Source organism: Variovorax sp. RCC_210 (genome assembly GCF_041355175.1).
In the GTDB taxonomy this organism is placed as follows: domain Bacteria; phylum Pseudomonadota; class Gammaproteobacteria; order Burkholderiales; family Burkholderiaceae_C; genus Variovorax.
The window spans coordinates 79,566-93,979 of record NZ_JBFUPJ010000015.1; the positions used below are offsets into that span (position 1 = coordinate 79,566).

Genomic DNA, 14,414 nt, shown 5'->3' on the forward strand with positions numbered 1-14,414 from the left:
TGCGGCAGCATGCTGCACGCTGGCTGCCGCAGAGACTGCCCAGACGCTCCAGCGCTCAGGAGGTCGGAAATCCTGAAGTCGATGCACCGGGGAGACACCAGCAAAGTGTTGTCGGTCTCACATCGAGCATGTCCGGCAATGGAACTGAATTCACGTCCCTCTCGATCAGCACTTACAGCAAACAAGCTCATGCCTTGCGTCAATGCCGCAGTTGGAAAGGTAGGTGAGGGTGCACTTGTCCCTGCCTGGCCAGACGCACCGTGATCGGGCGGCGCGCCACGAGCAGGTCGTTTCACACCTGCCCCGTTTTTGTGCGACCGTTGAACGCTGACGTATTGCTTCTTGGCCGGACGCCGTGCTCAATTTGTCGGCCGCGAAAAATTCGCCCACAGATTCTGACCGCCCGCTGCCGCCCAGCGAATGTTCCTGATCGCAGTTGTGATGCAGATCACACCTGAAGCCGGATAAAAGCCACGCCCGGAGGAATATTTCCCCTTGCTTCCTCTGACACGCACCCGAGCAGACATGAATGCAATATCGTTCATGCTCTTTTCCGAATGAAAGTGGCGTGATGCGGTTTGCGGACTTTCATCCAGACGGATCGCCCATCTCGCGGCGCGACAGTCATCCCGAGGCGACGGTGATGGGGCAGCTGATGTCCAGGCGGCACAGGACGAGCCTTTGGTCGATCCTCGGCATGCTGGTGGCGCTCGCTGCCGTCGGCGGGTTCCTGATTGCACATGAGCAAAACAAGATCCGCAGTGCAGCAGCCACGGTGATTGCAAAACCGCTCGAGCGGGTCGCAGAGGTGAATGCGGCGTTCCAGGAGCTGCATGCGCTGGACGTTCCAGCATGCTCACCGATGCATCTTGCTGCGTTGCGGTCGATCGCCTTTCGGTCTGCAATCATTCGTGACGTGATCTTCCAGGGAGAACACCCTGGTCAACGGTGCAGTGGGAATCTGGGCGCCGCCGCTTCCGCGCTGCCTTCGAAAAGCCCCGACTTCACCTCGGAGACCGGCCGCCAGATATGGCGCAACGTCGATCTGCCGCTCTCGCCCGGCGTCAAATCCACGCTGGTCCAGGAACGAGGTTATGAACTCCTGATTGCGCCGGAGAGTCAGCCTGCGACGGCGGAGCACGGTTACTACGCCCTGAGTGTGGTTCTTCTGAACAGAGCCAACAGCAGCATGCTTGTGGTACGCGGATCGGATCCGGGAATCGATCAACCACTGCTTGTCTCCGGTGCGACACGTTGGCTTCGGGGCGACCTGGTGTCGGTCGCTTGTTTGCCCGGGCAGATCACGTGCTACGTGCTGAAGGCACATGGAGCTTCCGTGCTGATGAGCAACCTGATGCTGCTCGTCTTCACCGCACTCCTCGCCGGCGTCGGCACGGCGCTCGGCTCTGCCTCATGGTCCGCCCGTCAATTCAAGACGCACACCATTGATGCGCTGCTGCGCGAAGCCGTTCGCAATCAGGAGCTGTTCATGCATTACCAGCCCATCGTCGACAACCGGACCGGCGAGATGGTGTCGGCCGAAGCGCTGATGCGCTGGACGCTGCCCAGCGGGGAAAGCATCTCGCCAGTGGTCTTCATTCCGATCGCCGAGGCGAACGACCTGATTGGCGAGTTAACCCGTCTGGCGCTTCAACGTGTCTCTGAAGACTTCGGCGCCTTTCTTCGCAGCCACCCAAACTTCAAGATCAGCGTGAACGTCGTTCCCGCAGACATGGTGGACGACAACTTCCATCGGTCGCTGCAGCTACATTTCGAAGCGCAGGGCATTGCCCCCACGCAACTGGCTTTTGAACTCACGGAACGCACGTCTGCAAAGCTTGAATCTGCAGTGACCGTGATGGTGGAGTTGGGCGGCCGTGGCCACGAGATCTGCATCGATGACTTCGGCACGGGGTACGCCAACCTGTCTTACCTCAGCGACTTGAAGGTCGACAAGATCAAGCTGGACAAGAAGTTCACCGACACCGTAGGGACGGGCACGTTGAGGGAGAGAATCGTCCCCTCCGTCATCGAATTGGCCAGGGAACTGGGTGTGGAGATCATCGTGGAAGGTGTCGAAAACCACGAGCAGGTCAAATACTTTCGAGATCGCGGCGTGCACCTGATGCAAGGCTGGTTCTATGGTCGACCGCTGCCGCCGGCGGAGCTGATCCACGCGTTGCAGGCTCCACGGAGCGTGGCAGCGAGCCATCCTCGCCGATCGCCGAACACCCTCCACACCGCCGCGCCGGCGTTCGTCTGATCCCACGCCGCCCGCCCCACGATGCCTGCAGTGCCACGCACAAGAGGGAACCCGCTGCGCAATCCAAAGATGATCCGACAGCAACGGGGCAACTGTCTTTCACGCACACGGGAGATGACTCTTGAAGACAATCAGGGCCGCACTTGTCGACCACAGCGAAAGTCGCAGACATGAACTGAGCTCGCGTCTTCGACGGATCGGGCCATCGGTGCGCGAGTTCCGGGACACCAACGAATTTCTTGAGCAGTTGGCCCGCAATCATCCGTGCGATGTCCTGATCATGGCTGTCACCCGTCATGCCGAGTGGTTGGGCGTGTCCGCCATCTGCCGTGCAAAGGATGTCCCCGTCCTTCTCTGCCTGGAGGCGCTGCAATGGAGATCGCTGCCGCGCAGCGACGATTTTTTCGGTGCCACCGTGATTGGCTTCACAGCGCTGAGCGATGACGAACTTGAATGGAGGATCGAGGCACTCCTGCACCAATCGGGGTTTCATGCAAAGCGCGGCGACGCCGAGCGAGAGGTGACCTGGGGCGACTACCGCTTCGTCATGGATGGCCGCCACGTCGTGATTCACAGGGGTCTGGAAATCCAGCTCCAACCGCTCCAGTTCGATCTGGCCATCACCCTCTTCGGCAATGTGGGGCATGTGGTTTCGCGTGATCTGCTCATGCGCTCATTGTGGAAAGGCTCCACGCACAGCAGCCGGTCCCGGGCTCTGGATGTCTGCGTCGCGCGGGTGCGAACACGTCTCGCGTTGCGCAAAGAGAATGGATTTGAGCTGCTGCCGGTCTACGGCCGTGGCTACAAATTGGTGGCTGCCACGTCAGCCCACGGTGATTTCATCATCCCTCACTCGCTCCAGGATGGCGCATCCGCTCCAGTCGTCGCGATCGGCACCTCAAAGCCGCCGCGCCCGGTTGGAGAGCCGACAAACGGCTGACAGGAACACGTCGCAGCGCCGCAGCGGCTGACCGGGGCTCGCCTGCTTCAACGCGTGTGACGCTCTCGGCGCGCGAACGGCCATGTCGCGCGGCAGCGCACGGCAGGCTTCCCGAAGCCGACTCGCGTCGTCGGACGGAGACCCCTCCGCATAATTTATACGTCGAAAAGCGCATGATGTGACGGGAATCACAGGTAGATGCATTGAGCGTTAGTGAAAGATGCATCAAAAGATAAAGTTTCCTTTTGTTTTACAAATGGAGACAAGCCTGTGACTTTCCTGCCAAGCTCGAGGGCTCCAAACCGACGCCCGCCCGCCTGCCTGCTCGCTTTGCTGAAGCTTGCCGGCGTGATGTCCGCGATGCCCCTGCTCGTGCTCAGTGGACCCGCATACGCCGGCAACGGCACGCAACCCGTCACCAACGTCGCCCCCGGGAACATTGCCGAGGGCAGCACGGATGCGATCAACGGTGCGCAGGCCTATCAGATCCAGACGACGGCGCAGACTGCCCTGAGCACAGCCGACGGAGCCATGGGCTTGGCCTCTGCGGCCTATACCGGCGGCATTCGCGCACAGATGGCCGCGGACAACGCCCAGGTCAGTGCGAACAACGCAATGAACTATGCGTACACGGTCAACCTCGCTGCTGGCGCGGCACAGACCACGGCCAACGCGGCGCTGTCGAGCGCGGGCGCTGCACAGAGCTCCGCCGACAGCGCACAGAACACGGCGAACTCGGCATTGAGCGCAGCCGGCACGTCGCAAAGCACGGCCGATGGCGCCATGGGCTTGGCCTCGGCGGCTTACACCAGCGCGACCCGCGCACAAAGGTCCGCGGACAATGCGCAGGCCAGTGCCAACGCTGCGATGAGCTATGCGTACACAGTCAACCTTGCCGCAGGCGCTGCACAAAACACCGCGGACTCCGCCCAGTCGGCCGCCGGCGCCGCACAGGGGACAGCCAACACGGCACTGAGCACGGCCAACACCGCAGCCAGTTCCGCGGGCGCGGCCCAAAGCACCGCCGACGGCGCGATGGGGCTTGCGTCGGCCGCCTACAGCGGAGCCAACGCGGCCCAGCAGTCCGCCAACGCTGCCCATAGTCTGGCAGGCACCGCTCTGGGCGCGGCCAATTCCGCGAACCACGCTGCCGGGGCGGCGCAAAGCACGGCGGATTCGGCGCTTTCGGCTGCGGGCACGGCCCAGACCAGCGCGAACTCGGCCCACGTTGCCGCAGGCGCCGCGCAGAGCACCGCCAACGTCGCGGTGTCTGCGGCCGCCGCTGCGCAACATACTGCCGACGGCGCGCAAGGAACTGCGACGACAGCGCTGGGTCTGGCGCAGAACGCTGCGCAGTACACCTCGGACGGCAAGTCGCTGGCGCTCAACGGCAATGGCGGTGCCGGCACCACGGTCAGCAACGTCCGCGCCGGGCAGGCCTCCACGGACGCGGTGAACGTGGCACAGATGCAGCAGGCCGATCAGGCCACCTTGAGCAGCGCCAACAGCTTTTCAAACCAGCAGGTTCGAGCGCTCCAGGCGGTCATGAACCAGGCCTTCCAGAACGGGCTTTGCAGTTTCAGCAACGGCAGCGTGAGCTGCGGCACGAGCAGCATCGTTCAGGGCAACGGCGCCACGGCGATCGGCAACGGAGCCCAGGCTGTCGGTGACCGCACGACCGCCGTGGGTACCGGTGCAGAGGCGCGCTTCGAGGGCTCTGTCGCGATTGGTGCGGGTGCACGTGCATTGGCCGATCCAACCACAGCCATCGGAAGCAATGCGGTGGCGGCGGGCAACAACTCGGTGGCCGTGGGTGCAAATACGTTGGCAAGCGGCACAAATTCCGTGGCACTGGGGCAAGGGTCGGTCTCGACACGCGACAACACGGTGTCAGTGGGCGATTCCACGACGGGCCTCATTCGTCAGGTCACCAACGTCGCGCCGGGCACACAGGCCACCGACGCCGCGAACGTATCTCAGCTGCAGCAGGCCGTCGATGCCGCATCCACCGCGGCACGCCAGTTCGCCGCCCGGGGAGTGGCCGCTGCCCTGGCCATGCCGCAGACGCCGGCGTTGGCGCCGGGCAAGCAGTGGACAGGTGCCGCCGCAGGCAACTACGCAGGCGAAAACGCATTGGGCGTTTCCTGGGGCTATCAGATCAACGAAGCGCTCAACGTCGGTGTGGGCGTGTCTGGAGCAGTGGGCGGCGGAACCACTCGGCTCGCCACCCGCGTGCAAGTGGGCTTCGCCTGGTAGCACCCGGCAATCTACCGAACCACCTGCGCCAATCGATCGTTGTCATGGCTCATCTATTTTCCGCTTGCCGTTGCGACATAGGGCTGCTCGTGCGGGTGCCGAGGACGGCATGGATGCGCCTGTTGCCTGCGCGACGCCTCTATCGCTGCGCTTTTTGCGGCAAGGCCCAGCTGCTTTCTCAACATGCCGTACAGGAGGAGCGTGCCGCCGCTCGCTCCATGGCAGAAAAGCACCAACACAAGTGATGTCGAAAGCGACAGGAAGTCCAATCCGATGAGCGGCACGCTTTCCGAGCGCTTGCAGGAACTCATTGCCGAAAAGGGCCGTGGTTGCCAAGCCTACCTGGCCCGTCACTGCGGCGTGACCCGCCCGGCAATCACGCACTGGCTGTCGGGCCGCAACAAAGGCGTCGAGTCCACTTACCTGTTCGCGATCGCCGATTATTTTCGAGTCGATGCGAGATGGCTCTCGACCGGGGAAGGGACCAAATGGTCCGGCCCTTCGATGGAGCTCTGGAAGAAGGTGCAGCCTACTGTCGGGGAGGTGCTGGCGTTGTTCGAAGAAAAGGGCTTTGGCAGATCCAGCCTGACCCATGCAGAGCGCGTCGAGTTGTACCTCTGGCTGGTCGGTGAACTCCCAACATATCCTGGACATCGGCAACTTTGAAATCCGCAAGGAAGAGCTGCAGTGCAGCATCGTGTGCTGGAGTGACGCAGTGAGTTCGCCTGCCGGGCTGAGGTGCGAGCACCAGCACCCGGTCGCCGTTCCGGGACACAGTGACTTCCAGCAGTGCCACTCACTGCCCCGCTCTTCAAGGACCGGGGCCCAGCGCCGCTCATGAACCCTCGTGCGCCGGATTGGGACCGACTGCGGTCTCGCACACCGAAGCACGCCTTTCAACCAGTCCAAGCCGTTGCGCCCGAACTGATGTACGAACGACGTGCAGCCTCGGTGCTGCTCGCGGCGTGGAGGCCGCGATCGAATCTCTGGCCGCCGCGTCGACGACCTGGCAACCCGTCGCCTCCGAGCTATCCCCCACCTGAGGCCATGCGGCCGGCTGGGCGCTGACAGGACGCCAGCGGCATGGATGCCGCAGCCGCTCTCACCCGCCGCAGCGCTTCGCGCGCCACGAGATACGCTTCGATCTGCCTTTCTCCCAAGACGACCGGGCCGCGCCGGTGCGGGGCTTTGGAAGACGATTGGTCATTCGCGGGCAAGGAAGAGCCCGATCCAGAAGACATGGTCACTCCTTTCTTCAATCGGGACATTGATGCACGTCCCGCGCCGGCTAATTTACGGATGGCAGTCGCCAGTTTCAAGGTCTCCGGGAGCGCGAACCCGAGGGCGCTGCGGCGCTGCCACATCCCCTGTCCCGGCTTTCACCTCAGCCATTTGAATTTTTTCCATCGTCCTCGAGACGAATCAGCAGCGTGCGACCGAGGCACTGCGAGGGAAGTGCCCTCGGTCGTCCGCGGCCGTGGCGCGCAGCGCTGCTCACTCAGCCGCGTGCGCAGCGGCGGGCGACCCCGCTGTGCTGGAAACTGTCGCCCATGCAACCAACCCCATGAGGCTGAAGCAAGTCGGACAGCGCTGTACATCGCGTCGCAAATCTGGCCGACAGCAGCCACTGTGCGGCACTGGAAAATTTCAAATCTTCGTCAGGAGGACTCCATGCACAGGCAAGATCCAAGAAACCGCCAGCGACCGCCTCGCAGCGAGCTGTGGCTGCTGGCTTTCGTCCTGCTTCTGATTGCAATGCTTGGCTTGCTTCATCTGGCGGTGCAGCGCGAGCGCGAAGCGGGGATTGGCCTGATCGAAAGCCAGGCATTCTCCAAAGTGCTCGGCAGCTTTCCAAGCAGGCCCGCCGCACGCTGAAGTCACCGAGCGAGCGCGCATTCCAGTGAGCGGCCAACATCACAGGCCATCCGGACGACCTCCATGAAGCTGTCCAGCTGTACCCATTGCGGAAGCCGTGTTTGTTCGAGAACGGCACGTGCGAGACCTGCAAAAGCTCACTGCGCTTCTCGCCCACCCGCACCGTGATCGCGCAATGATTGCCGATTTCCCATTTCATCAACGAGATGGATCGCAGTCTGGGCTCGCAGGACAGCGACCCCTTCCTCATCGAGCGATGCAGGCGCGGTGAGATGGCGAAGACACCGACAAGGTCGAATCTTGTATCGACCATTCGCCCCGCAGATAATTCCCACATGTTGGCACGCGTCATCTACCGCAGCATCTCGAAAAGTCCTTCGGCCCACGACATCGCGGCCATTCTTTGCACTTCCAGAAGGAACAACGCCTCGCTCGGGATCACCGGCGCGCTCTGCCATCTCCGCGGCGCATTCATGCAGTACCTCGAGGGGGAGGAGGCATCGCTGGAGCATCTGCTCGGTCGCATCGGGCGCGATCCCAGACATTGCCAGCTTGTGGTGCTGGAGTACCGTCTCATCGCAGTGCGCGCATTTCCGCAGTGGTCAATGGCGGCGTTGGAATCGGATGACGAAATCAATGCATTGTTTGGCGCCCTGCGGGACATGGGTTTGTTCGGTATCCAGGCGAGCAGCGCGGCGCCGGCGGTGCGTGCACTCGCGTCGACGGCGCAATGGGGGCGCTGCGCAGGCTGAAGCAGCCCACCGCTGACAGTTGCATTCAGGCGCAGGCCCCGTCACTGCTCCAGCAGCGGATGGAGCGAGCCAGCGCGGCGCACGGCCAAAGCGTCGAGGACGCAGACTCCATATGCGCGCGCCGCCATTGACGCGCCGGATCTTTGCCGCGGCGAAACGCTGCCATCCCGACACGCTGCTGTCAGCGCGTTGTGGCGAAGCGCCTTGTCTCAGCTCGCCGACAGGCTTGCTCGTGCGCGACTTGGGCAAGAAACAGGGCACAAGAACACGGTCGAATCAAAGTGCCGGCGCTTGATCTCAGGATCTTGCAGACCCTGCCGGATCTGGCAGTTGCGCCATCGCGCAGATGCGCCAAGCATGAACCTCCAGCCCATCACCACGGAGCCCCTCATGCGCACCCTCTTGATCGACAACCACGATTCCTTCACCTACAACCTTTACCAGTACCTTGCCGCAAGCAACGGCGAGGCACCGATCGTTGTCAAGAACGACGAGCGCCCGTGGCGAGAAATCGAGAAGCTGTCATTCGACAACATCGTGATATCGCCCGGCCCCGGGCGACCGCAGCGACCTGCTGATCTCGGCGTCTCGGCCGACGCACTGCGCCAGTCTCGGGTGCCGGTGCTCGGCGTGTGTCTTGGGCATCAGGCGATCGCCCACCATTGCGGTGCCACTGTTGACCTCGCCGTGCGGCCGATGCATGGGCGCATCGATCGGATCGAACACGGTGCGGCCGATCTTTTCCGCGGAATTCCCAATCATTTTGAAGCGGTGCGTTACCACTCGCTGGCCGTCACCGATCTGCCAGCGGATCTCGAGCCGCTGGCATGGGCTGGTGACGGAACCTTGATGGCACTGCGCCACGCCACACGCCCCTGGTGGGGCGTCCAGTTCCATCCCGAGTCGATCTGCACCGAATACGGCGCAAGACTTTTGAACAACTTCCGCGAACTTACGCTTGCTTGGCGCCATCGAGGTCGCCTTGCCAGCACGATGGGCAGCTTCCTGCCGGAATTCAAGGTTGGCACCGGTGCTTCGCTGCGCGTGCATGCCCGCTGCCTGGACTTCATGCGCGAGCCAGAGCACGTGTTCGATGCGCTCTTCGCAAACGCGCCCACTTCCTTTTGGCTCGACAGCAGCCTTGCGGATACGAAGCGCGCACGCTTCTCCTTCATGGGCGACGGCAGCGGACCTCATGGCAAGCGAGTGGTTTACCACGCGGAGGGCAAGGATCTTCACATCCACGCGCACGATGCGGTCGACATCCGCGCTCAGAGCATCTTCGACTACCTGCGCGGGCAGCTTCCCTCGCCACGCCCTCCCGCCGTTCACCTGCCATTCGACTTTGCCGGTGGCTATGTCGGGTATTTCGGCTACGAGCTCAAACGCGAGCTCGGCGGCGCCCCTGCGCACCGCGCGGAGACGCCCGACGCGTTGTGGATCTTTGCCGACCGTCTCGTCGCGTTCGATCACGCAGAGCAGCAGATCTGGATCTTGTGCCTCGATGGCGAGTCTCTGTGCGCATCCAACGTCCAGTGGCTCGACGCGTTGGGCCAGCGACTACTGGACGGCTTCCCCGCATTGCAGGAGGTGCCTGCCAAGGCAGCGGCGGGCCTCAGTGCGATGCACTGGCTGGTCGACCTCGACGACTACAGGCAGCGCATCGAGCGTGCGCAGCAGGAAATCCTCCAAGGCGAAACCTACGAGGTCTGCCTGACCAATCAGTTCAGAGGCGACGGGGAGATCGAGCCGTGGCAGGTTTACCGCGCCCTGCGTGCACGCAGTCCTGCGCCCTATGCGGCCTTCCTGAAGACGCCCGAACTGTCCGTGCTGTGTGCCTCGCCGGAGCTGTTCCTTCGCATCGGCGTCGACGGCGACGTGGAGTCGCGGCCCATCAAGGGCACGGCTCGCCGCGGCGAGGACGCCGCAGACGATCAGCGCATCAAGGACAGGCTCTCGGCCGATGAGAAGACCCGCGCGGAAAACCTGATGATCGTGGACCTCCTACGCAACGACCTCAATCGCGTCTGCGACGTCGACACAGTCCATGTTCCGGGACTGTTCGACATCGAGACCTACGCGACGGTGCACCAAATGGTCAGCACGATACGCGGGCATCTGCGCGCCGGGCTCGGACCGATCGACTGTGTGGGAGCGACGTTCCCGGGCGGATCGATGACCGGCGCGCCGAAAGAGCGGACGATGCGAATTCTCGACGGTCTCGAAGACGCTGCGCGCGGGGTCTACGCAGGCAGCATCGGCTATCTCTCCCTGAACGGCACGGCACAGCTGAACATCGTGATCCGGACCATCGTCAGCGCAGCCGGGCGCGTGTCAATCGGAACGGGCGGCGCGATCGTCGCGCTCTCAGATCCCGACGACGAGGTGGACGAGATCATTCTCAAGGCACGAGCCCCCGCTGAGGTGCTCCAGCAGTGCGGCGGCGCTACAGCGGGAGCGAAGTCGGAAGGACCCGATGTCGCGCCCTTGCGGCAAGCAGCCGACGACGGACAATGATCTTTTCGACGAACCGGCGAGGCGTCGTCCTCATGGTGACAGCCATGGCGTGCTATGCGCTGAACGACGCCCTGGTCAAGCTGACGCTGCACGCGTTCCCCGCAGGGCAGGTGCTGTTGATGCGCGGCCTCTTGGCAAGCACGTTGCTCATGGCGATTTCCTGGAGGCACGCGGGAGGGCCAAGCGCCGCGGGCGACACATCGGCGCTGTGGCATCCTTTGTTGGCATTGCGGTGTCTGCTTGAAGTGACCACCGCGATCACCTCGGTGCTGGCGCTTTCCCAAGCCTCTTTGGCGCTGGTCAGCGCCATCATGATGACCGCACCCCTGCTGATCGCCGCAGCCAGCATGACGTTGGGATGGGAGCGTCCGCATCCGCGCCTGCTCGGCGGCGTGGCTTTGGGGCTGGCCGGCGCGTTGCTCGTGCTTCGCCCGACACCGCAGTCCTCGAGCGCGGGTCTCACGCTGGCGGGTCTGTGCGCGGTGTCGCTCGCCGCGAGAGACATGGTCACTCGTCGGCTGCCCTCGTCGATGCCCTCCTCGCTCGTGGCTGCGCTGACGACCTGCTCCGTTTGCGCGGTGGCACCGGTTTTCAGCTGGGCGATGGGGGAATCCTGGGTCTCGCCGGCGCGACCCGAGGCGATCGCGGTCTCGGCGGCGGCGGGGTGCGCTGCCGTTGGAAACTACGCGCTCGTCGCGGCCTGCCGCGACGCGGACCTCTCGGTAGTGACGCCATTTCGGTACAGCTTGATCGTGTGGGCGTCTCTCGTCGGATTCATGGTGTGGGGGGACGTACCGGATGCTTTGAACCTGGCTGGCATCGCCATCATCGCGACAGCCGGTGTGGTCACGCTGCGCGCAGCAGCCCGTCGATAGCATGTGCCGCCTGCTGACGCGCTGCAGCCAAGCTCTGCGCCTTGATCAACAGAATGTGCGCGAAGGTCGAAGTTCTCTGCGAGTTCGTTTGCGTGCAGTCGTCATGGGCGCAGGCTGAAGGTCGCGCACAGATAGCGAACAGGCGCGTCTTCGACACGCTCCACGCCATGCGGAGCGGATGCGTCGAAGAGCAACGCGTCACCCGCCCCCACGCAGACGCCCCGCGATGCGTAGCGATAGTGCGCCTTCCCGGAGAGCATGTAGATGAACTTGAGACCCTCCTGCGTCAAGGCGGCGGACTCGGGCTGCAGTCCGTCCATTTGCACCAGACTCGGCGCGACGGTCAAACCGCCCGACATAAGGCGGCCAAGCAATTCGTAACGCGCTCCTGTCGCGGCGACGAGGCTGTCCACGACCATGCCTCTCCCGGCGGGAACGTGAAGGAAGTCGAAACGCGCGGAGCGATCGACAAAGAATTGGGAGACCGCCGCACCCATCGCGCCGGCGATGCGCTCGAGTGTCTCGACGGATGGCGAGGCGAGTCCGCGTTCGACCCGGGACAGCATGGAGCGTGACACGCCGGCACGTGCGGCAAGGACGCCACCCGACGTTCCGGTCGCCGCGCGCAAGGTCCTGATCTGCAGGCCAAGTGCGTGTGCACGCTCGTTGCGAGGGGGGGCAGCGACGGGCAGTGGCTTGTTCAAGCGGGCCGGCAGCCGAACGACAGTCGCTGTCGGAAAGGGAGAGGCGACGCGCGCGCGGCTCATTGCCAGGACTCGACAACGGACAGGCGCGCCATGTGGCTGGCGTCCGCGAGCGCCCGCAGGGCATCCGCTTGCAGCGAGGACCCGAGGCCATTTCCGGCGTTGCGACCGTAAGCCATGGTCAACCTCTGGACGCCCCGGCGGGCGCGTTGATCACCTCGAGCTCGAGGCGACACGTCTCCTCGATGATGAGCGCATACAGGGACCGAAGGAAATCGGAGCGGATCCCGTGGTTCACCGCGAATTCCGCGGCGCGTTGCTGCACCAGGCCGATGCGTTGCGGCTGCATCATGGGGATCGCATGGTCGCGCTTGTGCAGCCCGATGCGACAGCAGCAATCGAGCCGCTGACGCAGCGTTTCCATCAGCCGCCAGTCGATGCCGTCGAGCTCGTCACGCAGCGCCTGCAGCACCGCAAGGGCCTCGGGGTTGACGCTCGGGGAAGAGGCGCCGCTGGCAGCGCTCGCAATGTCTGAAATGTCCATGAATAGCAACTTGGGGCATGAGTGGTCGATGCGCCATCGTTGCGCCTTGACCGAGCACGCACAAGGCTTGCATCGGACGCACAGGAGGCCACGAGCGCTGGGCACACCCTTACCTCAGCTGTTTGCGTTCGCGACGTGCATGGCATGCAAGAAAGCGTCGGGCCGGATCCTATGGATGTGCCCTGCCCTCACGGGCACAACTGCCAATACCGGCAGTTTCGCGCCACCTCCCCTTTGTCTCTAATGGAGAGTCACACGACACAAGGGAGAACCCATGGACATCGTGACTGGCACCGCGGAGACACTGCCTGCTGGACTGCTCTTCGACATGGCGCACTACCGCTATCGCGTCTTCATCGAAAGATTGGGATGGAAGCTGGCGCACACCGGCCGGATCGAACTGGACGAGTTCGACCGCCGCGACACGCTGTACGTGATCGCGCGCAACGACAAGGGCACGCTGCGAGGCGTCGCGCGTCTGCTGCCCACCAGCCGGCCCTACCTGCTTGCAGACGTTTTCCCGCAACTCCTGGGGGGCCGCACGCCCCCACGCAGCCCGGACGTGTGGGAGCTGTCACGTTTCGCGGCCCTCGACCCCGATGCGGCTGCGCATGGAGCCACACGCTTCGGCGCGTCCGACGACGCGCTCTGTCTGCTTGATGAGGCAATGCGCGCTGCGGTGCTCGCCGGCGCACGCACGCTCGTCACTGCGTCGCCGATCGGCATCGAGCGCATCCTTGGCATCGCGGGGATCGCCGCCTGCCGGCTCGCGGCCCCTGTGGAAGTGGACGGCCAGCGCATGTTTGCCTGCCGTATCGACCTCGCACCCGCGCTCGCCCTCCACCGCCGCAAGCGCGCAGGCAGCATCTCAACGCGGCCCGTGCTCAGCCCAGAAGGCCAAGGCCCATCGCGCTTGCCACGGCAGCCGTCTTGTTTGCCGCCTGCAGCTTCGCCTTGACGTTGCGCACATGAAAATTGACCGTGTGAACGGAGATGCGCAGCAGCAGCGCGATCTCATCGGATGTCTTGCCATCGGCCATCCATCCCAGCACCTCGATCTCACGCGTCGACAGTTCGGGCAGCGTTGCGCAGTTCTCCCTGCGCAGCGCCGCCGAAAGCGCCACATGGGCGAGTTGGGCGAGCCAGGAATATTCAGGCCCGCGCGTGCGGATCTCAGTGCATGAGAGTGGCTCATGGGATCGAGCCAGCGTCAGCATTCCGACGGAGCCGCTGGCATCGCAAGCCGACTGGGCCCACCCCACGCAGAGGTCGAATGCGCGCGCCTCCGCCCACATCTGCGCACTGTGTCGGAACACACCCCGGTTCCAGACCAAGGGCGCGGTCGACCGAATGCCGTGCGCGACGGTCGGGTCGATCTCCAGATAGCCCGCATCACGGTAACGCTGCTGCCACCGGACGTCATAGTTGCTGATCAGGAAGGTCCGCTTGCGGGTGACGGGGATGCGAAGGCGCACGCCATAGGCGCACCATTCGAACCCGAGCCTGCGGCCCATCTCGGCGACGACGTCGAACGCCGCCTGCGCATCCCCGGCCCGGGCCAGCGCATCGCGAAAGTTCTCTTCCTTTGCACTGTCACACGGGTGCATGGCAAAGCGCCGATGCGTCGCGCCTTGTTCGTCGCGACGCCGTCTTCCTTGAGGGAAATTATCACCAGCGTTCATCAGGCA

Annotated in this window: 12 protein-coding genes; 9 read left to right on the top strand and 3 right to left on the bottom strand. The window is 63.9% G+C overall.

What is annotated here, in order from left to right; all coding sequences use genetic code 11:
• Positions 1 to 529 precede the first annotated feature (529 nt).
• The 8 genes from AB6807_RS31170 (at position 530) to AB6807_RS31205 (ending at position 11,478) form a co-directional block, all read left to right on the top strand.
• Entirely contained in the window at positions 530 to 2,263 is a 1,734-nt protein-coding gene (locus AB6807_RS31170; RefSeq protein ID WP_371087609.1) for an EAL domain-containing protein, read from the top strand.
• A 121-nt stretch (positions 2,264 to 2,384) separates the two neighbouring features.
• Entirely contained in the window at positions 2,385 to 3,203 is an 819-nt protein-coding gene (locus tag AB6807_RS31175; protein ID WP_371087610.1) for a winged helix-turn-helix domain-containing protein, read from the top strand.
• 330 nt (positions 3,204 to 3,533) lie between these two features.
• A complete protein-coding gene (locus AB6807_RS31180) occupies positions 3,534 to 5,459 on the top strand; it encodes a YadA family autotransporter adhesin (protein ID WP_371087611.1) in 1,926 nt (641 codons plus the stop codon).
• Between the two features lie 273 nt (positions 5,460 to 5,732).
• Positions 5,733 to 6,125 (top strand): helix-turn-helix transcriptional regulator, encoded by a 393-nt coding sequence (locus AB6807_RS31185; RefSeq protein ID WP_371087612.1) that lies wholly within the window; start codon positions 5,733 to 5,735, stop codon positions 6,123 to 6,125.
• Between the two features lie 1,005 nt (positions 6,126 to 7,130).
• A complete protein-coding gene (locus AB6807_RS31190) occupies positions 7,131 to 7,334 on the top strand; it encodes a hypothetical protein (protein ID WP_371087613.1) in 204 nt (67 codons plus the stop codon).
• A 179-nt stretch (positions 7,335 to 7,513) separates the two neighbouring features.
• Positions 7,514 to 8,086, top strand: a complete 573-nt coding sequence (locus AB6807_RS31195) for a BLUF domain-containing protein (RefSeq protein WP_371087614.1) — start codon at positions 7,514 to 7,516, stop codon at positions 8,084 to 8,086.
• Between the two features lie 390 nt (positions 8,087 to 8,476).
• Positions 8,477 to 10,603: an aminodeoxychorismate synthase component I gene (gene pabB, locus AB6807_RS31200; RefSeq protein ID WP_371087615.1), complete on the top strand. Its 2,127-nt coding sequence runs from the start codon at positions 8,477 to 8,479 to the stop codon at positions 10,601 to 10,603.
• Positions 10,600 to 11,478, top strand: a complete 879-nt coding sequence (locus AB6807_RS31205) for a DMT family transporter (protein WP_371087616.1) — start codon at positions 10,600 to 10,602, stop codon at positions 11,476 to 11,478. Before pabB ends, AB6807_RS31205 begins: the two co-directional genes overlap by 4 nt.
• Positions 11,479 to 11,579: 101 nt before the next feature.
• Here the strand turns inward: AB6807_RS31205 and AB6807_RS31210 are convergent, their stop codons facing one another.
• On the bottom strand, positions 11,580 to 12,182 hold the full coding sequence (locus AB6807_RS31210; RefSeq protein WP_371087617.1) for a helix-turn-helix domain-containing protein: 603 nt from the start codon (positions 12,180 to 12,182) through the stop codon (positions 11,580 to 11,582).
• Positions 12,183 to 12,363: 181 nt separating this feature from the next.
• Positions 12,364 to 12,726, bottom strand: a complete 363-nt coding sequence (locus AB6807_RS31215) for a chorismate mutase family protein (RefSeq protein WP_371087618.1) — start codon at positions 12,724 to 12,726, stop codon at positions 12,364 to 12,366.
• A 274-nt stretch (positions 12,727 to 13,000) separates the two neighbouring features.
• Here AB6807_RS31215 and AB6807_RS31220 point away from each other — a divergent pair, with 274 nt between their 5' ends.
• Positions 13,001 to 13,684 (top strand): acyl-homoserine-lactone synthase, encoded by a 684-nt coding sequence (locus AB6807_RS31220; RefSeq protein ID WP_116912574.1) that lies wholly within the window; start codon positions 13,001 to 13,003, stop codon positions 13,682 to 13,684.
• Here AB6807_RS31220 and AB6807_RS31225 read toward each other — a convergent pair.
• Complete coding sequence (locus AB6807_RS31225) at positions 13,611 to 14,408, bottom strand: autoinducer binding domain-containing protein (protein WP_371087619.1); 798 nt, start codon at positions 14,406 to 14,408, stop codon at positions 13,611 to 13,613. The two genes, AB6807_RS31220 and AB6807_RS31225, sit on opposite strands and share 74 nt — an antisense overlap.
• Positions 14,409 to 14,414: the final 6 nt, after the last annotated feature.